This is a genomic window from Marinilabilia salmonicolor JCM 21150 (assembly GCF_000259075.1).
Taxonomy (GTDB): Bacteria; Bacteroidota; Bacteroidia; order Bacteroidales; family Marinilabiliaceae; genus Marinilabilia; species Marinilabilia salmonicolor.
The window spans coordinates 31,397-54,746 of sequence record NZ_AJKI01000004.1 but is presented as its reverse complement, the minus strand read 5'-3'; the positions used below and the strand labels follow the sequence as shown (position 1 = coordinate 54,746).

Below are 23,350 nucleotides of genomic sequence, written 5' to 3'. Positions count from 1 at the left end.
TATAAATTAGTAATTAATGGTTGCAGTAATTATTTCTTCTGATAAAGGATTCCAAAAAATAATAATCAGCATATACAAGAGGCACATCCACCTCAGAATCATGAGGCTTTGATCCGGTTGAGTGCAAAAGCAAAAAACCCTTATTTGTTCCCTGTTTTGCCAGATATTTATCCGATTTTAAAGATTCAAATATCTTATTGGCAGCTGATAAATACTCTTCCCGATTAGGCGAATACTCAGCAAGTTCATAAAGTGCTGAAGCCATAATGGTTGCAGCCGATGCATCTCTTGGCTCGTCTGGAATTGCAGGAGCATCAAAGTCCCAAAAGGGCACCAAATCTTCGGGTAAGCGGGGATGCGCTAAAATGAAATCTGCAATATTTTCGGCTTGCTCCAGAAAAACAGGGTTATTGGTTTCTCTATACACCATGGTAAAACCATACAAGGCCCAGGCTTGCCCTCTTGCCCATGTAGAACCGGATGAATATCCCTGATGCGTAGTCCGTCCCTCAACTTCGCCTGTTTCAGGATCATAATCAACCACATGGAAAGTGCTGTAGTCTTCTCTGAAATGATTTTGCAGAGTTTTTAAAGCGTGACTAACAGCAATCTCTTTATATGTCGAATCACAGGTCTCTTTTGCAGCCCAGAAAAGCAACTCCAGATTCATCATATTATCAATGATAACGGGAAAATCCCATTTATCAGAATTATGATCCCATGACCGAATGCATCCAACCTTGGGGTTAAACCTACTTATCAAGGTTTCGGCCGATTGCAATAATACGTCCCTGTAGTGGGGATTTTTAGTGATTGCATAACCCTGCCCATAACTGCAAAACATCTTAAATCCCATGTCATGTGTTTTTGCATTAAATTTCTCTTGTTCAAGAAGTGTAGTGTATTTCATTGCTTCCTTTCGCCAGAAAGTATCCTTCGTAATCTGATACATCTGCCACAATTCCCCGGCAAAAAAACCACTCGTCCAGTCGCTGGAGGGAACCATTCTTAATGCCCCTTCCTCTATTGTTCTGGGGGCCACCAGGTCGTTTTCATTTTGCAATAATGGTTCTATTTGATTTAATGCAAATGAAAGTTGTTTCTTTAAGTGACTGACTAGTTTTGCCTGCGGACTGACATCTTTATTTTGAGTACAGGCACCTATAAAAAGGAAGGCCAATAACAAAATTACAAATGACTTATTTCTCATGTTTACTTATTTATTATTAATAGAAATTAATTTCGGTTCTAAGTTCTCAATGGCAACCTTCAAAACGCCTATACCCTCTTTCTGCTGAACCCTGATAAATGCCCTTCCATTTGCCAGCTGGATTTTTCTGGATCCATTTGAGGTTCCCATATCAGCCAGCATTTTCCCAGTGCCAACATAATCGAACTCAACCCAATTCTTGGCATCCAGGCAAATCACTCCATTTTCATCTCTCACAACCACCTCAATTTCGGTAACTCCCGACTCAACTTGGTCTTGGGAAAAATCAATTTTTTGTGGAGTTCCCCATTGCCGCGTTTCATAATATAGTGTAAGTTCATCTTTCACGCTTTTGTCTCCTTTAGTTGCAATAACACTTAATTGGTTTTCACCAGTCTCAAAAACCACATTCCAGTGAAGTCCTGCCGCTGGATAATTTTCCGTAACACGCTTCTTCACCCCCATACTTTCTCCATTCAAAAACAATTCTGCCCCTTCACAATTAGAGTAAACCTTTACAAGTTTTTTCTCGCCCTCATCACCCCATCTGACAGGCCAGGTACTACCATAAATATGAGCCATTAGTGAGTCAGTCCAATAGGATTGAAAAACGTAGTATGATTCTTTCAGAGTAAGATCGCGTTCAACAACGCCCTTCTGGTTAACATAGGGGATTGGATTTTCCGGCCGAACCGGCGTAGAGAAATCTTTGAAGGGCCAATAAGCCGTTCCGCTAAGCCATCCCATCTTTTCCTGCTCTTTAAGATGCCAGTCTATTAAGTTGCAAGCATAAGTCGTAGTCCAGTCACCATCTTTTGAAACCCTTGCAGGGCCCCCATACAATGTGGCATCGCCGTCTCTCTCATCAACACCTTTTCCCGCAACAATATTTTCCAGATCTTTTTCAGGATTTTCCGAATGTCGCAAAGAGTGATGACTTGCACCCCACTCCATATGTAAAAAATGATCTACCTTATCATTCCATTCTTTTGACACATCAAGATATTCGGTAAATTTCCCCCTGTACCATCCGGCCCATATGGAAGGAGAGTAAACATCAACAATGTCTTTGCAGAAGTCACAACGACGAATCCCTGTTTTTCGGGTGTTATCGAGACCGTGCGCCAAACCATTTAACTCTTTCATAAAACTCCTTATGGAGTCCTCCCTGAAATGCACGAAGTCACCGGGCCAATCATTTTCATTTCCCAGTCCCCAAATGATTACTGAAGGATGATTGTAATGCTGAGTTATCATGTTTTTCAACATTCGCCTGGCTTGGTCTTTATAAATCTCCCCGCCAAGACCACCACGACACCAGGGAATTTCTTCCCACACGAGAAAACCAAGACTATCACAGAGCTCCAGTACATCAGAAGATTGTTGATAATGTGCAAGACGGATGAAGTTGACTCCCATCTCTTTCATCAGTTTCATTTCTCTTTTTAGAACCGACCTTGACATTGCAGCCCCTGTTCCGGCATGATCTTCGTGCCTGTGAGTTCCTCTAATCAATAAACGTTCGTTATTCAGTTTAAAAGGCCCGTTTTCCATAAATTCAAATTTCCTGAAACCATTTACCGCTTTTACCGAATGTGTCTTGTTTCCAGAAATAACAGAGACCTCGACAGAATAAAGAGAAGGTGAAGATGGAGCCCATAAAAGAGGTTGAGATACCTCAAATTGCACTTTTGGATTTGGATGGGCACCTCTTATCTCTTTATGGCCGATAACTTTTCCTGCAGGGGATAAAAGATTAACAGAAAGTTGATAATCCGTGTCATCAGTGCCATTTATCTGAATATTTACATCAAGTGAACCTTTATCAAGATTTTCGTTGAGTTGGGGAGTCAATTGAATGCGGTCAATATAGGTGGCAGGTAGGTATTTGAGATAAACCGGGCGATAAATTCCTCCATACAAATTGAAATCAGACAAATCTGAAGGAATCATTTCCACATCTCTGGAATTATCGGCACGGATAAGAATAGGAATTTTCCCGTCATAATGCTCATTGAGATAGTCATTCCCGATATTTTTCCTTACTGCCTGTGTAATATCTATTGACCATTCGTCGTAGCCACCGACATGACTCCCTACTTTTTGGTTAAAAACAAAAACATCTGCTTTCTGACCAACGCCTTCAAAGTAGAGAAGGATTGTTTTCGCATCAATTGGAGAAAAGTCAACGAACGTGCGATACCAGGACGGCCCCTGATAATAGTTTTTATAGGGATTGACCGCATCATTTGCATTGTAACAATGAGGCACATCTACTTCTTCCCAAACAGGAACTGCTTCCTGAGAACCTTTGGGCGCATGTCTGACGCCTTCCCATATTCCTCCTAAATCACTTTTTAAAAACTCCCATTGATCTAATGTTTCCACTCTTTGCGCCTTGATACCAAACACACATATAGAAAACAGAAATAGCACTACAGAAAATCTCATATCCTTAATTGTTTAAAAGTCTAAAGCAATATTAAAATAAACCTCACAGGATATTTAACACCCATGTAGCCATTTTTGTAAAATTTGTTCATCCAATGCAACATTTGTCACACTTTTAATACATGATTGCTATCCGAAGTAATCAGCATTGTATATTTTTGTACAAAACCACTTAAAAATGAAAAGACTTCTTTGGCTGTATTTTTATTTATTTCTATTCATAAACACCGGAGCTCAAAAGCAGGATTTTAATTTCACCAGAGTTTCCCCTCCGGGAGGACTCAATTTCCAGCACATCCATAGTTTGACTCAGGATGCTGAAGGAAATATCTGGATGGGGAGCAACCAGGGGATTTACAAATACAACCCCATAGGTTTCCAACGCTTTAATCATGATCCCAATAACCCGAAAAGCCTGAGAAATGATATAGTCAATCAATTGTTGATTGATCAAAACAATAAATTATGGGTTGCCACAAATTCGGGGATAGACCTGTTCAACAAAAGAGATCAAAGTTTCATTCACTTTAACTACGCAAATGAAGACCGGGAAATACAAAACCATTCGGTTCAAAGTTTTGCATTTGATAAAGATCAAAGATTCTGGATTATTGACGATATGGGCTTGGGCTGTCTGGACACTTTAACCAGAAAAATAAAATATGTGAGCGCCAACCATCTGAAATCGCGCCCCCACTTAATTTATTTTGACAAAACCGGACTGGGCTGGGTTGGAACATTTGAGGGATCGGTCTATAAATTCAATCCACAAAAGAAGACATTGGTTAAGATAATTGAGGGGCCTGGATCTTATCCTCATACCATTTTTATAGAAAATGATAAGATATATGTGGGGTACCAAAGTCATGGTGCATCCGTATTCTCAAATACTGGAGAGCTAATCAAAAAGTTCGAATATAAAAAAGAAAAGAAATGGGATTTGAAAAACACAAGTGTCAGAACTATTATCCGGGATAACAACCAGAACTTGTGGATTGGGGCCTATTCAGGTCTGTTCATGGAAGAAGACGGTGATCTCATACGAATTAATTCAAAATACCACCATACGGTTTTAAACAAATCTATTTATTCAATTTTTAAAGATCGTTCGGGTAAATTATGGTTTGGTGCGTGGTCAGGTGGTCTGTTTTACCTTAATGAACATGGGAATGATTTCAAAAACTATCATTATAGTAAAACCAAACAATCAATTTCAGACAATACAATCAGTTCATTTATTGAATTGAATGATGGTTCATTGCTGGTAGGAACAGAAGTAGGCGGATTAAATAAATTTGATCCCGTAAAGGAAACTTTTGAATCCATTGAAATAAACGAGGAATTGAAACCGGTTAATATAAAAACGCTGGCTCGTGACAAAAATAATACTATATGGGTGGGAACTTTCAGGGAGAAACTATGGTATAAAAAAATTGGGGAAAACAAATTCACACAAATTCGTACAAGTAACTTCCCGGGGTTTCCGGAGACGGTTGAACATGTATACGCAGTAGAACCCTGCGCAAAAGGGGTTTGGATTGGAACATTTGGCAATGGTGTTTTTTTCTACAATTATTCCACTGAAACCATCTCTGCATTAGCAGACATGACTGAGTCAAAGAACTTAGACCACCTGCAACATGTCCGCTCGTTATATTATGACTCCAATGATAACCTTTGGATCGGAAGTAATTTTGGAATATCTCGAGTTAAACTAAATTCAGAATATAAAGGAATTGTAGATTTCAGTTCACAACTGGGAACTGTTTATTTTATTAATGAAATAAATAATGGGGAAATATATGTCGGAACAAAAGCTATTGGAATTCGCGCTTTCCGCACGACAAAAGACTCTGTAGTTTTATTAGATAGCATTTCTCTGTTTTCCGGAAAAGATGTATATGGTTTCATTCAGGCCCAGGACAAGAACCTCTGGGTAACAACAAACTCAGGTATTTACTTATATGACAAAAGAAACAACAGCATCAGGATGTTCAATGAAGTAGATGGCATCCAGGGCAATCAATTTAATCCTCAGGCCATTTTTCAGAACAGCCAGGGAAATCTTTTTTTTGGAGGAACCAATGGTTTTACGGTTGTTGATCCCCGCAATGTAAAAATCAATCCAAGACCGCCCAAAAGCATGATTACCAAAGTAATAGTAAACAACAAACGCGAAATATTCCCCTTATACAATCCGGCAATATCTTCTTATGAACCGTTGGAATTCAGCCCCAACGAAAACTCTTTTAACCTGGAATTCTCTTGTGATAATTACCTCCTTCCCCAAAAGAACCACTATAAATACAGATTGGCAGGGATGTATGAGGAATGGATAAGCAACGAGGCCAACAACAATGCGGTATTTACGAACATTCCACCTGGAGAATATATATTTGAGGTAAAAGCAGCCAATAATGATGGAATATGGAGTAATCATACAGCCACAATCTCAATAAAAATACCTCCCCCATGGTGGAAATCAGCTCCTGCATTTGCCATTTATTTGGCTATTTTCATTGCCATTTCCTGGCTAATATACAAAGCCAGAAAAGAGAGGATTAATTTAAAAAAAGCTATTTTAATTGAAAGGATTAAACATGAACATGAAGAACATCTTCATGAGTCCAAGTTGAGGTTTTTCACAAACATTTCCCATGAAATTCGCACGCCTCTGACACTTATTGCCGGCTCTCTCTCTTCTGTTTTTGAAGATTATGAAAACCTAACCTCCAGAACAGCAGATAAACTGAAGGTTATTCAACGAAATACCGACCGTCTATTAGCACTAATAAATCAATTGCTTGATTTCAGAAAGTTGGAAAACGGAGCAAAATCATTAATGTTAACTCAATTTTATTTTGGCCAGTTTATCCAAAATTGTTTCAATTATTTTGTGGAAGAAGCCAAGGAAAAGAATGTTCTTTATCAAATGAAGTTAGAAAAAGATTTTTTGATTGAGGCTGATGAAGAAAAATTAGATAAAGTATTTGTCAACCTATTGTCGAATTCTTTTAAATACACCCCAAAAAGTGGAAAAATAAGTGTTATTATTGATGAGGGTGCTTATTTCCCTGGAGCAAAATACGGAAACCCCCTTAAACTGGGAGAGCTTCTATCTAAGGATTTCCTCCAGATCAGCATTATTGACACAGGAACCGGTATTAGCAGTAAACACATCTCTGACATTTTTGAGCGTTTTGAAAAAGGAACGGGACAGGAATGGGGATCAGGCTTAGGCCTTTCTATATGCAAAGAATTCATCCTTCTTCATCAGGGTGAAATACTCATTTCAAGCAAGCCGGGATCCGGAACTTGTATTTCAGTACGTTTACCTTTAAAACAAAGCATAAAGAACGCACCAACCTATTCTCAGTCATCAAATTCCGAAGTTAATTCATCAGATTTCTTTTTCGGCTCTATAAAACTTATCGTTCCCCAAAAAAAGGATGGAACAGAATATAAGATTCTAATAGTGGACGACAATGAAGAAATGCTACAATTCCTGGGTTCAATTCTGGCTCCACACTACCAGATAAAGACTTGCTCTGACGGAAAGCAGGCGCTATCTCTCCTTCATGAATACAATTATGACCTGGTATTGTCTGATGTCATGATGCCTGAAACCAATGGATTTGAACTATGCAGCAACATTAAATCAGAAGAAGAAACCAGTCATATTCCTGTAATATTGCTAACCGCCTTATCTTCTGAAAACAGTCATTTAAATGGTTTGTCAAAAGGCGCAGATGACTACATCACTAAACCTTTTAAAAACAGCCTCCTAATATCCCGAATTGGAAATTTGTTAAAGCAAAGAGAGGATCTAAAAAACTCTTTTGAATATCGGTTCCTCAATAACAATAAGGAGATGATATTCCGGGAAAAAACCCCGGAAAATTTTTTCCTTAAAAAAATCACAGATATCATTGAAGAGAATCTGACAAATAGTGAATTTGGTGTGGAGTCATTATCAAAGGAAATTGGAATGAGCAGGGGGAACCTTCACCGAAAAATGAAACAGCTAATCAATCGCGGTCCCAATGAGTATATCAGGATGATTAAATTAAAGAAAGCGGCTGATTTGTTAAAATCGGGAGAATACAATGTCGAAGAAATTGTATTCAAACTTGGTTTTAATTCATCATCCTACTTTATAAAATGCTTCAAATCCGTGTATGACGAAACGCCAAAACAATTTATGACGTCGCAAATAACTAAGGGGCAAACAAATATAGACCAGGAAAGAAATTTTTAATATTTCCTGAACCAAAATCCCCAAACCTTAAAAAGGAGAAAGTTAATCCCTTATCCAGGAAAAATGAATAACAACTTGAAATTTTAAAAATCCTGCCCTTTTAACAGATTACATTATCCATCAAAAACCATTTTTTGCTCGAGAATTTAAGATTAGCTATTGGAAAAGTAAAGAAAAGACGAGAGAAATCTTATAAAAAGAAGAAATATCATAAAAAAGGAGAAGAAACCTCAAGAAATGTCAGGATTGTCCTAAACAATACAGCTAAATCTTTATTTTACCCATAAATTCCAGAAGATTGCAGATATAACTATAATTTAATGCTAGACAGTATATCCGCAAAATCGAGAGCAGAATAAATTCGTGTGTTAGCCCAGCGTTTTCGGGACTACCGAAAACGTATGAGGCTAACACAAAAAGAACTTTCTCATAAATCCGGGTTAAGTGCATTTACCATCAGCGGTTTTGAAAAAGGCAGTGGTACAGGCATCACCATGGCATCGTTTATCAAATTGCTCAGCGTAATTATATCTTTTCAATAATCCGGCAGTTAAAACTTCCTTATGAGGATCTGGAACAACAATACATCATGTATAAAATGACCTATAGGATGTAACTGATTTTTGATTGTTCAAAATGAGAGAAAGTGAGCATAGCCAAAGCTACCTAAGCTTTATCTAATAAAAACGGCAACAAATTCAAAATCAGCATTTCGTTAGTTCTTTGGGTGTGTTGCAAAATGGAGTTTTCAAACTTCGAGCTTCGAGCTACTCCTGTCTTCTGCCTTGCACCTGCGCTCCTTTTATCATGAAGAAAAACCGAAAATCGGTCATACTTCGTACGTTATTTTATGCGTCCCATGACACCAGAGTTAAAATAATCTGCAACCTACTGCAAAAGCACCATCTTTTTCATTTTCGAAGTACCTCCGTTCTCTGAAATCACTTCCATTTGATAGAAATATATCCCGCTGTTAAGGCTTTTGCCCGAATTATCCCTTCCATCCCAAAAGATTTCATGTTTTCCTTGTGGCATATTCTGGCTAACCAATATTTTAACCTTTTCCCCTGAAAGGTTAAAAACACTTATGATAACCCTGGCCGGACTGTTTAGTTGATAACCTATTTTTGTTTGCCCGGTAAAAGGATTTGGATAGTTCTGTTCCAGGATAAATGCACCAGGCTCAGCGACTTCCTCAACTCCTGTTGACACATCTTTCATTGGACCACCCGGCTCTTTTATCGAACCATTTACCGTAATATCCTCATCACCGCGAAGTCCATCGACAAAATGCAGGGTAATTACATCACCACTGATCTCTGCACCGGTTTCGCCATCATACATAAACTCGTACCAATGCAGTTCATTATTGTCGGGCGTATAACCATACTTAAAATAATTATCAACGGTTTCGCCACCATGCAGATACAATGTAACCGTAACAGCCTCCCCAAGGTCGAGCCCATCAATAGAAAAGTCGAAGAAACCGAAAGGAAATTCGGCATCTTCAGGGCTGTCGCCAGGCGAAGGATTATCGGTTACCACTACTTGCGAAAGTTCTGTATCCTCCGGCACTACCAAAGTTACATAATTCTCACCATCAAAAGTATGAAATGAAGCGACATTAGCTTGCTCATAGTCAGGTAAGCCATCGACATTACCATCATAGTCGTTCTCGTTAACATCAGGCCCTTTTTCGCGGGCATCAATAATCCCGTCATTATCCGTATCCTGGTTTGGACCGGCTTGTGCTAATGGTATAAGAGCAGCACCCGGTGTTTCACTCGTTAAATTGTAAGTAAGGCTATTCCCATTGTTTTTTATTAGATTTCTAACCGAGTCGGTTCTGGTATAAGCTATGTCGGAAAATAAATCATCCGGTCTTTCTCCCACCCAGCCTTCTGATTCGCTACCCGGGACTCTGTCGCCTGGGTTTTCTTGAGTTACGGTGTTATCGAACGCTATCTCAACAACAATCGTATCGCCAATGGCAACTGTTCCGCTGGTATTTTCGGTAGTGTTCAACCCCATATAAGTGATGTAGCCAAGCATATTATTCAGCATCTCAGGAGTGCCGGCTATATCTGCCACATTGCCTGAAGTCAGGTAATCCCTGCCCAATCCCCATTGATGCCCCGGAGTTTCAGATATTTTATTCAGGAAAAGCGTAGCTCCACTTATAATTGTCCCATCTCCGTCATAGACACCTTGCGATGTAAGGCTCGCAGAAATATTTACAGGATCGCCATCCAACAATACCCCCGTTGATTGAACCTTGACAACTTTACGCAGATAACCATAAGACTTCAAATATCCCCATTGTGAAGGAATACCATAACATATTTCCCCCGAGCCAAATGGATTGGGAACACAATACTGATTCGTAGGCCCATCATCCTGATTAATAGCCCCGCCCAAACATCGTATCATTCTTTCTTCCGGCTCAATAACTACTCCTCCCCAGGCAGCCATATGCCCCAGGATGCCACTGGAACAAGCCAGATGAGACATATCCCATACTCCATGAAAACCCGGATAATTAAAAGCCGGAAACCCATTACATATTAAAAGGAGAGCTTCAGGATAACCCCACCAGCGTTCCCCGTTGGCTAAAAACACCCCGGAAGGACTTTCTTCTTCACTTTCGGAATAACCACCGCGAGGTCCGGGGTTTGCAACTCCCTCATCGGTAACGGTTCCCCACATAGTAAGAACCTCTCCATAGGAATAATCAGGAACAGTTCCTGTTTCGTTCTCGTCAGGAAATGCCAGGATCACTTCGGTACTGATAGATTGGGTATTGTTTTCCTGGTTGATGTCGTCATCACTTGTTTCAACCAGAGCGGTAAACATGGGGCTGCCTTCATCCAATGGTGTAACGTACACTTTAACCGTATCAACATCATTGTATCCCATTGTACCCAGGTCGCAAAACACTTCGTCGTCGACACGGGATGCACCATTACCTGTACTATTGTAAGCATATATATAATCAACACCTGCGGGCAAAGTACATGTTACCAACACATCATCAGCTTCCTGTTCGCCAATGTTTTTCACATACACGGTATAAACCAGTTCATTGCCGGTGGCAACCGGGTCTGGCTCATCTTCAACAACCAAAGACAAATCGCATCCCGGAGGCATTTCCCATTGCCATATATCGGCTCCGCCATCATAGTCGCGACTATCCTTAAAAGCCACAAACTTATCGTATATGCCCGGATAGGTCTGGTCGTGCTCCACATCGAACATTCTTGTAAAGTTACCTGCGATATCGTTTATAAAGGTAAACAGGTACAAATCCCAGTCTCCGTTCCTGTCATCCTGCCAAACCACATGATCTCCGTAAATATCGGGGTGCATTTGATCATCGCTATTATACTGCCCCAGGTTCCATAATGCCCAGTCAAAATTTTCGAACACTGTGCCCAACCCGAAAGTCATATGGTGCATGTAGATATCGTAATCGCCGTTACGCGTGTCCTGCCACACCACGCGCTTTCCGTAAACAGCCGGCTCTGTTTGATCGGCGGGGTCATCGGTCAGTTGTGTCTCCGTACCGGTGGGGATGTGATACATGTAAATATCCCAATCGCCGGAACGTTGATCTTGCCAGACAACATAATCTCCATACACGTCGGGGTTTTCCTGGTCCCCATTGTCATCATCTGTAAGCAGGGTTAGTTGGCCCGTAGTAAAGTCATACATAAAAACATTCCAGGTCCTGGGCTCTGTCCATGCCGTATGAGAACCAACCAGTACATCCCCATGTATGGCGAGACTCTTTTCTGTCCCCGCCCAAACCAATAATGGATGCGGATCGATTTGGGGGGTGTTGATATCATAAATATAAATCTCTCCCTTCTCTGACCAAACGACACGGTTGCCCGATATAGCAGGATTCGTGCTTGACACTGCAATATCGGAAGTCAAAGCGATTTCGGTGCCGTCTGAACGGTTGTATAAATATATATCGCCATTGGGGCCGTTTCGGTAGTCTTCCCACACGATGTAATTCCCATCGATGGCAGGAAGGGTCTGAATGTTGGCGTCATCGGTAATCTGGACAAATTCGACATATTGTCCTCTTAGCTCTTGTAATGGAATAAAAGTGGTAATCCAAAAGCCGGTAAGTAGTAGAAATAAGTATTGATTTTTCATGGTTGTATACTTTAGTATTCGGTAAAGTGGTAAAAGTTGAATCTCAGCCATGCGATGGCAGCGACTAAGGGGTTGCAACTTGAATGATGACCCGGGAACGGCATAAAGCCACGCCCCGGGCAAGCAAAGTTTTTTATCATTTAATGATCAGTTTCTCCCTTATGGATCGATCTCCCATTGCGATCTCCAGAATGTAAACACCCGCTTTCATGTCGCTTAGGTTAATGAGATGATTCTCCTCCCGGTTAAGGTTTGTCTGTTCGGAAAGCACTACACGCCCGGCAACATCCAGTATCCTGATTTGATAATGGCCTGCCTCAGCACTCCGTATCCATACTCTGCCGAGGGAAGGATTGGGATAAATCGATAAGCCTGATGCTTTCTCCTCTTCCGGGATCGCTGTGACCACCACCTGCTCAAAATCGGCAAAGAGCGATGCGGTAAAGCCCTGATCAATGGTCTGCACACTCCAAAAATAGGTAGCCGAAACAGGGCCGGCCAGTTTCAAAGTGTTACGGTTTCCGGCATTGCCTGTGAAAGTTTTTTTCAAAAAGTCATCATCCGACATAGGCGAAAGCACAGAAGGGCCACTAGCTGCTGTGAATACAAAGACGTTATAATACAACCCATATGGAGGGGTTTCCTCATCCTGAGCCATATCCCAGCTAAAAACAAGGGTATCTCCATCCATAACGGCCTGCAATTGACCCGGTGCGAGGGGCGGTGTATTCATAGTCTCGCGATCGTTGCGATAGATAGCTGTCACAGTCTCACCGGCACTATAGCCCTGTAAGGCCAGGTCAAGGTCGCCATCGTTGTCAAAGTCACCCCAATCCAGGGCACTGCGTCCAAGTGGCACCAGGTTGTAACCGGCTTCGGCAAAACTGCCCTGATCGTTTACAAGGATAATAGTACTTGGCTGATAACCAGCGTGGTTGCCGGTCACGACCAAATCCACATCCCCATCATTGTCGTAGTCGGCCCAAGCCAGGTCGCCACTTTCGGTACCCGTAAAATTGTCCACAAGACTGAACCAGGTTCCGCCATTAGTTGGCATGCCTTCGTTGCGATAAATCCGAAGCACGGGGTCGTTTTCTATTTTACCCATGACGGCCACATCCAGGTCACCATCGTTGTCCATATCGACCCAATCGACCGAGGCATTGGTCATTTCGGGTATCTCCGTATCCATTTTGGTAAAGGTTACATCCCCATTATTGATGTGGAACGCACAAGGATTAAAGTTGGAACCGCAGGTAAATATATCCACGTCCCCATCCTTGTCGATATCCACCAGGCTGGTTTCGCCACCCTGGGTGGGGCCGAGGAAGAAAGGTGAAGCCGTGAAGCTGCCCCCGCTGTTCAGGTAAATTTGATTATAATCGCGTGTGGCGCCCCTTCCGGAAAGCAGAAGATCGTATGTGCCATCCCGGTCCATGTCGGCCCACTTCACACATGAAGAACTCACATCTTCGATACCGGTCTCTTCAAGCAAGGAGAATCCACCCTCATCGTTCCGGTAGAGTACCGTCTTTTTATTTTGCTCATCCCCATCCAGGCGTCCGGTAGCGATGATGTCCAGGTCGTTGTCGTTGTCCATATCTATCCAGTCGGCCGAGCAAGAGGTACTGCCGGAGAGTCCGGTCAGGGCAATTCCCGAATCTTCAAAGCCGGCCCCTGTATTGGTAATAATCTTTGTCCTGAACTGATCGGTGTCCCCAATCCACCCAGTTTGAAGCAGATCCATGTCACCGTCGTTGTCGTAATCACCCCACTTGATGGCCCCATGAGACAAACCTGGCAGGTTGGTAGCTAAAAGCGTAAAATCTTCCGTTTTTACAAACTCATCGGCCCCGATATCGGGATAGGTCAGGTCGCGCGGCTCCCCATCAATGTCATCGGGCACAGCAGCCAGGGAGACCGCGGCACTGTCCAGGATTTGAGCGTTGGCATGCAGATCAGAATCAGAGAAAAAGTGTGGATCGCCAAAAATCGAATGCGCATCCATTGAATTCAGTGGCTGCAAATCTTCCAGGGTAACCACATTTTCACCCCAGTAAGCAAGGTTGTCATCGGTAACGTAATAGGCATTGTAATCAGAATTGAACACAGTGGAAGGCGTTGTGATATAGATGGCCCGACCTCCTCCGATATTAGAAAAGATGTTATTAAAGAGGGTAGCACTGGTTGATCCTCCCGAAGTGATATACAGAGGCCGGCTGTTGGAATTGGGACTGGTCACATTCACGCTGTTGTTAAAAATCAACTGCCAGGGTGAATTGTTGATGTATATTCCATCTACACCGGAAGCCCCGCCACAATGAATAAAATTATTGGCTATCAAACCCTTGTGCTCTTCAGTGCCATAGCATGTCGATAATGTAACACCATCTCCATTGACATTGATCTTATTCTTCAGTATCCTTAAATCGTTGCTGCAACTTAAAGCCTGAATTCCTTTTGTGTTGGATTCAATGATATTGCCATTAATCTGCGGGCTCTCGTAAAATTGAAGATACATCGCGGAGTAGCCAACATTGATGAAATCATTATCCTGAATAATGGTGCCAGTGGGATAAAGAAAATTATTCTGGTCGCGCCGCATGTAGAGGCCAAAAGCAGAACCCCGGATATGATTGTTTCTGATTATCCGGCTTCTGAAATCCGAATCACCGGAAAAAATGCCAACGATATTCCCGGTTGCATTGGTATTGCGTGTAGACGCTAACCAGCAATTTTCAACAATGATGCTGTCTGCTCCCTGATAAAGATTAACCACTCTTCCATATTGAGTTCCTTCGGCAGAAAGTTTCAGGTTTTTCAGGGTAACGAAATCGGCCCCGTGAAGCCAGAATACGAAATTATCATCCAGCCCCTGAGCGGAATAAGTCAAAAGCGCGGTATCCTCATTGGCCGTTGCCGACTGGATAGTTACCCGGTTCAAATCGCTGGATCCCGGAATACTCTTCATAACGAACTGATCGTCATAGGTGCCTTCGAGGAAGCCGAACGTTACAGACGCCGATATTCCCCGGAGCAATGCATCGGCCATGGCCGTTTCAAAATCGGGATAGGTGCCGCCAGAACCAATGGTATATTCGGAAGCTCCGTCCAAAGGTATGGTACTGACAGGTGCAGGCGTGAACTCATCCGCCCCGATGTCGGGTGTGCCTGAGCGGATTTCGCCATCGATATCGTCGGTGACCAGAGACAGTATCGTCCCTTTCCCATCCAACCAGGGTGCGATGGTGTGTAAGTCGCGTTCAGAAAGATAATGAGGATATACCGAGAGAGAATTTTGATTCAACCCGGTTAGATCCTGAAGTTCGTTGATATCAAACACCTTGTTTTGAGCCCAGTTGGCGATGTAATTTCCAGCGGTATAGAGGTTGTTGTTGCTCATCTCACCAATTACATTCTCGGTGAGCACCTCAACAGCATAAGCCTTATCCTCACAAGAAAAGTTATTGTTTTTAACAGTTACCGTAGGAAAACTATTGACCCCTCCGGCCGCATGAAATGCAGAAGCCTGAAAGCTTTTGCTAAGCACATAAACAGAGTTATTCAAGACATCGGTAAAAACAGAGTTTCCAATGGAAATGCCCTGATTCCCATTCTCTCCAATGGTTACGAAATTATTGGCGATCAGTGCACGGCCCCCCTCGTCACCAAGCCGTCGTATTTCCATCCCCCAGTTCTCTGAATTTATTTTATTCCCGGAATAAGTGCCCCCTCCATAATCTCCGCTAACCCGCAAACCATAAGAGCCAGCTTCCATGTTATTATATGTGATTATTGGTGCATAATTAAAATTACAATAGGTAGAACAATAGCCGGTCTCCTCAAAGGTATTGTTATCCACCAGGGTACCTGGCAAATGATGGTCGTTAAGTCCTTCAAGATAAAGGCCATAACTCCCTTTAAGAAAATAGTTGTGGGTGAAATTAAGGTAGCCGAAGAACTCATTGTTGAAGTTTTCTACATCGGCCCGGATAATTGTCTCCCGGGCCGTGGCCCCTCCTCCTGAATATTGTCCGTAAAATGCATTATTGCTGAAGGTTACATAGGATGAAAATCCATCGAATAGGATAATGGTGTTATAGAAGTTTTCCCCTTTGGCTCTAAAAGTAAGGTGCTTAAAGCTGAGGTGATCGGGACCGTCGAGCAGGAAGATCCAGTTATCGTCCAGCCCCACTGCATCATACTCGAGTATAACATCGGTAGAATCCTGTGTGGACGACTGATAAGTTACCGTGTTGGTTGCACTGCTCCCTGTAATGTGGTTGATGGTCACATGAACATCGTATGTTCCGGGCAAGATATTAAAGGTCACCGGCCCACTCACACCATTGGTATTCAGGTCAGTTACGGCCGATTGAACATCAGGGTAGTCCTGGGCATCACCTATGTTGTAGGTTCCTGAGAGCTGGCTAAATACCGTACTGGTGGCAAGCACAAAGAACAACATCATTAACTGAAGCCTCTGATAGAGCTTCCTTGTTTGGGTTGTTGTAGAGATTGTTTTCATGGCATTGGTTTTTAGTATAAACATCCTTAAAAACCTGAGATTCGTAATGTAAAAGCATAATTCTTCCAAAATAGACCGATTCGAGATTATTTTATTAAGCAGAAAAATAGTTAAAACGCACGAACCGCACGAACTCTGCCTGAGTGAGCCTTATCAGTGACCATCATGTTTCCATTAGTTAAAGCCACTCTCCAAGCGAAGAGGTAATTATTCAGCTCGTTAGAACACCAATAATAGGCATCAGCAAGTGCATTGCCTCCATTTGCTATGGCAGTCGCATTAATTGTTGATTTTTCCAGGTACATCATGGTCAATTCCCCTCTCGACGGCAGATACCAATCGCCATAGGATTCATTGTTTTCGACGGTTCGTAATTGATTACAAATAAGCGCTGCATAAGGACTGTCATCATCACCAATAACAGCTTGTGCTGCAAGAATAATTGTTGTATTGGCTACACCTGAATACAAACCATCTCCCTTGGCTTGGGTTTTGCCGTAAGTTCCGGCATACCATCTTACACCCGCAGACTGATCCTCTTTAGTCACAACCAAACCATGTCGGCCTGTTTTATCAACATAAAATACAATACCACCCTGGGCATAGTCACCTATAGAATATGTTTCCGGAATTGTCCTGCGCAACCGTGCTATTGAATCGCCTAAAGCTGACTTTGTGGCCAAGTCACTTAAGTCCTGGTCGCCGGTGTTTGTGCCTGAAAGGTTATCCAAATTGGTAATGTCGGTTGCTGTAATGTTAGCTGCCTCACTACCTGAATAAAAAGGATCACTTTCGGCTATGAGTCCGCTTAAGGATTCAGCCGTCTTTGCGTGTAAAGCATAAGGAACGCTTAGCAATTGGCTTGTGCCGGTTATAGCGTAGTTTGTTCCGCCCGCCGGGTCAATTTCAGTTTTTAAAAAGTAAGGTCCATTTGTCCAGTCGATGGCTGAAAAGTCGCCGCTTTCAATGGTTCCATCTCCAATTTCAATAGTTACAAGACCATTGGCATTGGTATAGGGGCTTTGGGTTTCTACATAAACATAAGTGCCAAACACGGAGCCTTGCAAAATACTAATTTGCATTCCAATCAATTGGTTGGTAACTAAATTATTACTTGCATCGCGAATTACCGCCTGGTAGCTCATTTTTTCGGGCGATTGAGCTCCGGCAAAAACCGCTAAGAATAAGATTACTAAGATTGTGAATAAGTTTTTCATGGTTCGCTATTATTTAAATTCAACTTCAATCTTCCTTGTTTCGGATGTTGGTGTCCGGAATTGTCAGAACAGGAGTTTTTAAAATAAAATACTGCTTTATTCAGTTTTTACCACTTTAAAGGTTTTTATTACTCTGCTGCCTTGAATTATCTTCACAAAATAGGTTCCCTGTGCAAGATTACTCATAGCAATGCTTGTTTGATTACCGGTGATTTGCTCGTTCTCTAACAATTTTCCCTGCATATTCAAAAGCTGATAGGTCAAATCGTTTAAATTATCACTTTCAACCTTTAGTTGTAGAAAATCGGTTGTTGGGTTGGGATAAACCAAGACCAAAAGGTTTATGCCTTCAGCTTCTTCAAGTACTGTTAATACCGAAATTTCATAAGGTTGTTGTATGCCCTCTAACACCGACCCATTTGTTCCTGTATGGGAATGATAAACAACTTGTCCGATAGAATAACTCACCGTGCCTCCTGATCCTGAAGCATTCCCGCCGGTGGCGGTAACTAATTGTTGTGCTTGTATTGAGATGCAAATAGCTAACAACAAAATACTTAACATAACTTTTCTGTGTTTCATTTTTTCTTGGTTTTAATGGTTCAGTCTCCCCCCGGCATTACAGGCATCTCCATCACCTGGTAGTCAGCAGGTATTTCAAAAAATTGCGAGACGGGAGTCCAGGGTTCCACCCCGCTCATCTCCATCCCTGAGTTCTCATTGCCATCAATATGGTTTAGCATCTTCATGGGAAACTTGTATTCATTGGAAACCCACAGGGTGAAAAGCTTTTGGGACGGATTCTCAGCATTGTAGAGTGTTGATTTGGTACACGGTACACCGTTAACCATTTCCTTACCTTCTTCTTTCATAATACCGCTTTTCTGATAATACTCCATTGATTTCAATGGATCGTTTGACATGCTCATCGGACTGTCCGACGGGCTTTTCATAGCCATTTTCTGTTGTGGCATGAGTATAATGACCTCTCCGGAGCCATTTTTTACAATGACGGCTCCCTTCTGCCCGTCCTCATCAAAATCGTAACGGTAACCTGTATCGGCCGAATGGACTGTGAAAGACCGGGTTTCACCCATGGAGGTAAAGTTCATTTTACCTGTGAATTGGGCGGATAAGGATAGTCCTGACAGACTAGCTAAAACAAAAAGGATTAGTTTTTTCATGGCATTGTATTTATTTGAGTAACAACATTTTTTTACTCTGCTGAAAATTTCCGGCAGTTAATTTGTAGAAATATATACCCCCGGCCATCCCTTCACTATCAACCTCAATTACATGTTGACCTGCTACTAATTCTTTATTTATTAAAGTGCGTATCTGACGCCCTTGTGAATTAAATATATCTAACTTTACCTGTTCGGGTACAGGAAGAAAAAAACTAATAGAGGTTACTGTATGGAATGGATTGGGATAGTTCTGATCCAGCTTAAAACCAGCAGGTGAATCCGTTTCCCGGATATTATCTTCTACAGAAGTACCAATGTCCCTGTATGGATCAAAAGCAAACAGGTACCCCTTTGTTGTCATCACCAATGCCGTTTTATCTCCGGGACTAAATAAAGCCGCCGCACCATGATCCTCCGTGAGGGCTTGTTGAACAAAGGCATCGGATATGGCATTATAAGCCCAAATACCCGTGACATTCTTAGCAAAGCAAATACTATGATCGCCATAAAGCATACGACGATCGGTTACAAACTCACTGCTGGTTCCGGTAATCGCGCTATATGCTACATATTTATTATCAGTAGTGTAAGCAATAAGGAAATTTTCTCCCGAGCTGGTGTAAAGGTCTGTTGTGGTGCGTCCATACGGTAAATCCAGTTCCTGATTGGTTGCGCCATTAAAAATGGATATCAGCTTACTGTTTGGTTCGAGATAGTAAATAAAATCGCCACTAAGCTTAAGATACGGACTTTGGGGCCCGGAGGCTTTTTCTGTCCAGGCATCAAAAACAGGCGAATAAAAATACATCTTATACCCGGTGTCAGTATTCGCTAAAAGAGCAGCCACATTATTGTTATACCCCATTTTTAGAAATGAATAATTTCCCCATTCGGTGTTAAAATGAGTGAGGGTCTCTGCGCTGGCCATATTATAGCTGTAAACGTATGCCGTATCAGCGTCGTTGTTTTCGAACAACATAATTCCCCAATCGTCACGGGGCTCGATATTTCGGTTCCATTTGTAAGTATTCTCATAATCCGCCGGCATAGCAGCATAACCCGTGAACTGTTCATTGGGATAGCCACCCATTGAATAGTCAAAATCATGGCCCAGGTAAATTTTCCCACCGCAACTCTGCCAGCCAAAATCTTGTTCAACATGCAGTTGGGACACTATGCATGGGTTCATTGTATGGGTATCCGATTGGTATGAATGAATTTCCAGATTATTACTGCTCCGGTTCCTGAATGAAATAACAGCAGTTTGCGCTCCAACGCAGAATGTGTTAAGATTATAATCATCGTTTGAGGTGCGACTGAAAACGATTGGTTCCGGGTACAAAGTGTTGTAAATGTAGAAGGAGTGTTCAGCGTCCGGATAATTAATTGTTGTTGTAACACGAAACATAAAAACGGTGCGCGGAGATAGATTCTTAACAGTGGTGCTGGCGCCAACTATAGAATACTCACTTTCATAATGCTCGGCCCATGTGTTGTGAATAGCACTGTAACAGCCGAAAAACCTTTCCCCGTCAGGTAGTCCGGATTGAGACCATACGATAAATCCATAATCCAGCCGCTCAATACCGATGCCAAAAGAATAATTTTGTTCAAAGAATTGTTTTGTACCGGTACAGTAGGCAATAATTTTATTATTACCGGATTCATCGTTGAGTGTGATTAAAACATAACCAGGTTCCTCATAAGCATATTTTTTATCCAAGGTGCCAAGTCCGCTGATTGGGTTACTTTGCCACTGTCCGGTCTCCGCGTTAAACACATAAAAATATTGGTCGGTTACCAAATAAGCCGATTTTTCCCAACACCCGGTTAATGTGCCTGCGCTGCTGCTGGTGCTGTTAATCAGTTCACCCTCAAAGTCCAGAGTGTTGAAGGTTTGTGAAGTGGCGCTATAAACAACCGCGAGGGATTCCGAACACACCATGGCCATATCTTTCGACGCCCGGGCCGGATGGTCCCATGGCGACGACGTGGGTTGATCGTGTTCATGCCATGCACCGGAAATAAGGTCAAAAGCATATATAGTCGTGTCATTTTTATTCACATAAATAAGACAGTTTTCACCTACCGCGTAATATTTATCTGCTGGTAGTGCAGCTGGCAATTGTTTCTTGACCCACACCCCGCCCGGTTGGGCTAATAAGGGGTAAGAGCCTATAAGGATCAGAAAAATCAAGATCGCTTTTTTCATAAAATTACGCATAAGAAGAGCGATTGATAATTTAGCTTTAAAGAGTAAGGTTTTTTTCATGGCTTATTTATTATCGTTTTGATATTTAGCTTTTAAAAGCACGCATTAAAACTGCCGGCAAATATTACTTTGCCCCGGCAGCTTTCAATATTTCAACAATGTTTGAGGCCCCGGCTTCTGTGGCTAATGAAAGGGGTGTTTTCCCCTTGTTTGAAACAGCATTAACGTTTGCGCCGTTTTTGACCAGAAAGCTTACCACTTTATCATTTCCGCGTTCCACGGCCCAGAAAAGAGGGGTATATCCTCCATAATAGTCTGTGGTATTTGCTTCATCGATATCAGCGCCCTGGGCAAGAAGGAACTCAGCAAATTCATAGCTGACCGTTTCCCTGCTCAGGCCTACACTGGTACACTGGGTAAAGACACCATTCCCTTTGTCAGTCAGAGCATGAATATCTGCCCCTTTATCGATGAGTTGCCTTGCTATTTTTTCAGAACTGCCACAGGCAAGAATAAGAGCGGTAGTGCCATCATTAGACTTAATTTTAACATCTGCCCCCTGCCTGATCAGAAAGCCGGCAACACTTATATTCTGACCGTTAAGTGCATTCATCAGGGGGGTGTACCCGGTTCTAGTATCCTGGTGGTTGATATCGGCACCAGCGGAGATAAGGACTTTCATCATCACAGTGTCCTTAGCCAGGCCCAAGGCAGTATAGCCCATCATATCATCCTGCTGATAGTTAACGTCAGCACCTGCAGCAATAAGAGCTTTCACGGCATCAATATCATTTGCCCCGACTTTGGCAAAAAGTTCTGTTTCCTGAGCGAGCAGGTTTGTTGTGGCAAAAAGCCCGATCAACACCATGGATAACATTGCAGATCTTGTAATAATATTAGTTTTCTTCATTATTTCATTTTTTTAGTCTGTAATTACTTAATTATGAATATATTGAACATCATAAGGATTGTTTGGTCAAAATCACTATTTCGGTTATCGGAGTGCCGTCATTCCACTGGTTCACGGTGGTGTCCTCAGGGATATCCATGCTTCTCAGTCCCATGTCGTCTTCAATACGGATTGTTCCTTTGAGGGCTGTCAGATCGCGTACAATGCCGGTAAGCAGAATCAGAAACCGGATATTTTCTTCAATAAAATTGTAATCGACAATAGATTTAAAAAGCCTTGTTTCAAACAGGTTTTTTTTCATTTTTATGGCGATATACACTTTTGAGTCGCGGAACGAGAGATATACTTTGGTGTCCCATTTTTGTTTAAAATCAACAATACGTTCCATTAACGATGGCGAAAGGATGTACCGTGCCTCCACCTGGTCGTCTCTGTAAGCGCAAAACTCTTTTTTAAGGTCGGGTAGCAGTTTTGTATCGTAAAATGCTTTAAAGTTTGTAGTTGCATTCATGAATCAAATAATTTTTTAGCATTCACATTTAGTCTTTCCACGTCGGGTATTTCGAAGAGGGTTCGCCGTTTATAGCCCATGATACCCGCCATAATATTCGAAAGAAAAGTTTCAACTTTATTATTAAAAGTGGTAACTGCCGCATTGAAACTCCGGCGTGCAGCAGATATTTGTTCTTCGGCTTCGTTCCATGCTGCCTGAAGCTGCAAGAAATTCTGGCTAGCGTTTAAATCCGGATAATTTTCAACAGCAACCATTACCCCTGAAATTCTTTAGTTATTTTGTTTTCGAGGGTAATGCGTTCGTCATTGGGGAGTTCGCCGGAAATGGCACGGGCACGTAGTTCGGTAAGTTCATTAAGCAGGCTTTTTTCATGTTTCATGTAACTTTTTACCGTTCCAACCAGATTAGGGATTAGATCGTACCTTTTTTTTAGCATCACATCAACCGAAGCAAAGGCATTTTCTACATCGTTTTTCCTGCGGACCAGCGAATTATAAAGTCCGACAATTAACAATAGTAAAAGGACTGCGACTACAATTATGTATATCATATCCGTAAATATTAAAGGTTATTGACCAGGCATGGTTTGTCCTTACATACTTCAATATGTATTTTCCCATCATGAACCTCTAAAACCACCATATCGCCGGCATCTCCGGAATACAACATAGAGGCGGACCTCCCCCCAGGCACCCTTTC

At 42.1% G+C, this 23,350-nt stretch carries 14 protein-coding genes; 2 read left to right on the top strand and 12 right to left on the bottom strand.

Features of this window, described 5'->3' with window-relative positions; genetic code table 11:
* Positions 1–13 precede the first annotated feature (13 nt).
* Positions 14–1,210 carry a glycoside hydrolase family 88 protein gene (locus W7W_RS0104680; protein WP_010662678.1) on the bottom strand — a complete coding sequence of 399 codons (1,197 nt, stop codon included), beginning with the start codon at positions 1,208–1,210 and terminating at the stop codon, positions 14–16.
* A 6-nt stretch (positions 1,211–1,216) separates the two neighbouring features.
* A complete protein-coding gene (locus W7W_RS0104675; protein ID WP_010662677.1) occupies positions 1,217–3,661 on the bottom strand; it encodes a glycoside hydrolase family 2 protein in 2,445 nt (814 codons plus the stop codon).
* Positions 3,662–3,839: 178 nt separating this feature from the next.
* Between W7W_RS0104675 and W7W_RS0104670 the strand changes: the two genes are divergently transcribed.
* Both W7W_RS0104670 and W7W_RS23095 read left to right on the top strand, forming a co-directional pair.
* Positions 3,840–7,919 carry a hybrid sensor histidine kinase/response regulator transcription factor gene (locus tag W7W_RS0104670; protein WP_010662676.1) on the top strand — a complete coding sequence of 1,360 codons (4,080 nt, stop codon included), beginning with the start codon at positions 3,840–3,842 and terminating at the stop codon, positions 7,917–7,919.
* A 365-nt stretch (positions 7,920–8,284) separates the two neighbouring features.
* A complete protein-coding gene (locus W7W_RS23095) occupies positions 8,285–8,461 on the top strand; it encodes a helix-turn-helix domain-containing protein (protein WP_262492826.1) in 177 nt (58 codons plus the stop codon).
* Positions 8,462–8,807: 346 nt separating this feature from the next.
* Here W7W_RS23095 and W7W_RS21725 read toward each other — a convergent pair whose 3' ends face one another.
* From W7W_RS21725 to W7W_RS23970, 10 genes are all read right to left on the bottom strand, one after another.
* Entirely contained in the window at positions 8,808–12,083 is a 3,276-nt protein-coding gene (locus tag W7W_RS21725) for a choice-of-anchor U domain-containing protein (protein WP_010662674.1), read from the bottom strand.
* A 136-nt stretch (positions 12,084–12,219) separates the two neighbouring features.
* Positions 12,220–16,611, bottom strand: coding sequence for an FG-GAP-like repeat-containing protein (locus W7W_RS0104655; protein WP_010662673.1), 4,392 nt, complete (start codon positions 16,609–16,611; stop codon positions 12,220–12,222).
* Between the two features lie 110 nt (positions 16,612–16,721).
* Positions 16,722–17,828: a DUF1566 domain-containing protein gene (locus W7W_RS22800; RefSeq protein ID WP_010662672.1), complete on the bottom strand. Its 1,107-nt coding sequence runs from the start codon at positions 17,826–17,828 to the stop codon at positions 16,722–16,724.
* A gap of 96 nt (positions 17,829–17,924) precedes the next feature.
* Positions 17,925–18,410, bottom strand: a complete 486-nt coding sequence (locus W7W_RS0104645; RefSeq protein ID WP_010662671.1) for a T9SS type A sorting domain-containing protein — start codon at positions 18,408–18,410, stop codon at positions 17,925–17,927.
* A 20-nt stretch (positions 18,411–18,430) separates the two neighbouring features.
* Entirely contained in the window at positions 18,431–19,012 is a 582-nt protein-coding gene (locus W7W_RS0104640) for a hypothetical protein (protein ID WP_148660875.1), read from the bottom strand.
* Between the two features lie 10 nt (positions 19,013–19,022).
* Positions 19,023–21,227, bottom strand: coding sequence for a T9SS type A sorting domain-containing protein (locus tag W7W_RS22795; RefSeq protein WP_157202442.1), 2,205 nt, complete (start codon positions 21,225–21,227; stop codon positions 19,023–19,025).
* A 124-nt stretch (positions 21,228–21,351) separates the two neighbouring features.
* Complete coding sequence (locus W7W_RS0104625) at positions 21,352–22,137, bottom strand: ankyrin repeat domain-containing protein (RefSeq protein ID WP_010662668.1); 786 nt, start codon at positions 22,135–22,137, stop codon at positions 21,352–21,354.
* A 49-nt stretch (positions 22,138–22,186) separates the two neighbouring features.
* Positions 22,187–22,648 (bottom strand): DUF3137 domain-containing protein, encoded by a 462-nt coding sequence (locus W7W_RS0104620; RefSeq protein ID WP_010662667.1) that lies wholly within the window; start codon positions 22,646–22,648, stop codon positions 22,187–22,189.
* Positions 22,645–22,905 (bottom strand): LemA family protein, encoded by a 261-nt coding sequence (locus W7W_RS23975; protein ID WP_010662666.1) that lies wholly within the window; start codon positions 22,903–22,905, stop codon positions 22,645–22,647. The genes W7W_RS0104620 and W7W_RS23975 overlap by 4 nt, the downstream gene beginning before the upstream one ends.
* Positions 22,905–23,201: a LemA family protein gene (locus W7W_RS23970; protein ID WP_010662665.1), complete on the bottom strand. Its 297-nt coding sequence runs from the start codon at positions 23,199–23,201 to the stop codon at positions 22,905–22,907. The genes W7W_RS23975 and W7W_RS23970 overlap by 1 nt, the downstream gene beginning before the upstream one ends.
* Between the last annotated feature and the right edge of the window lie 149 nt (positions 23,202–23,350).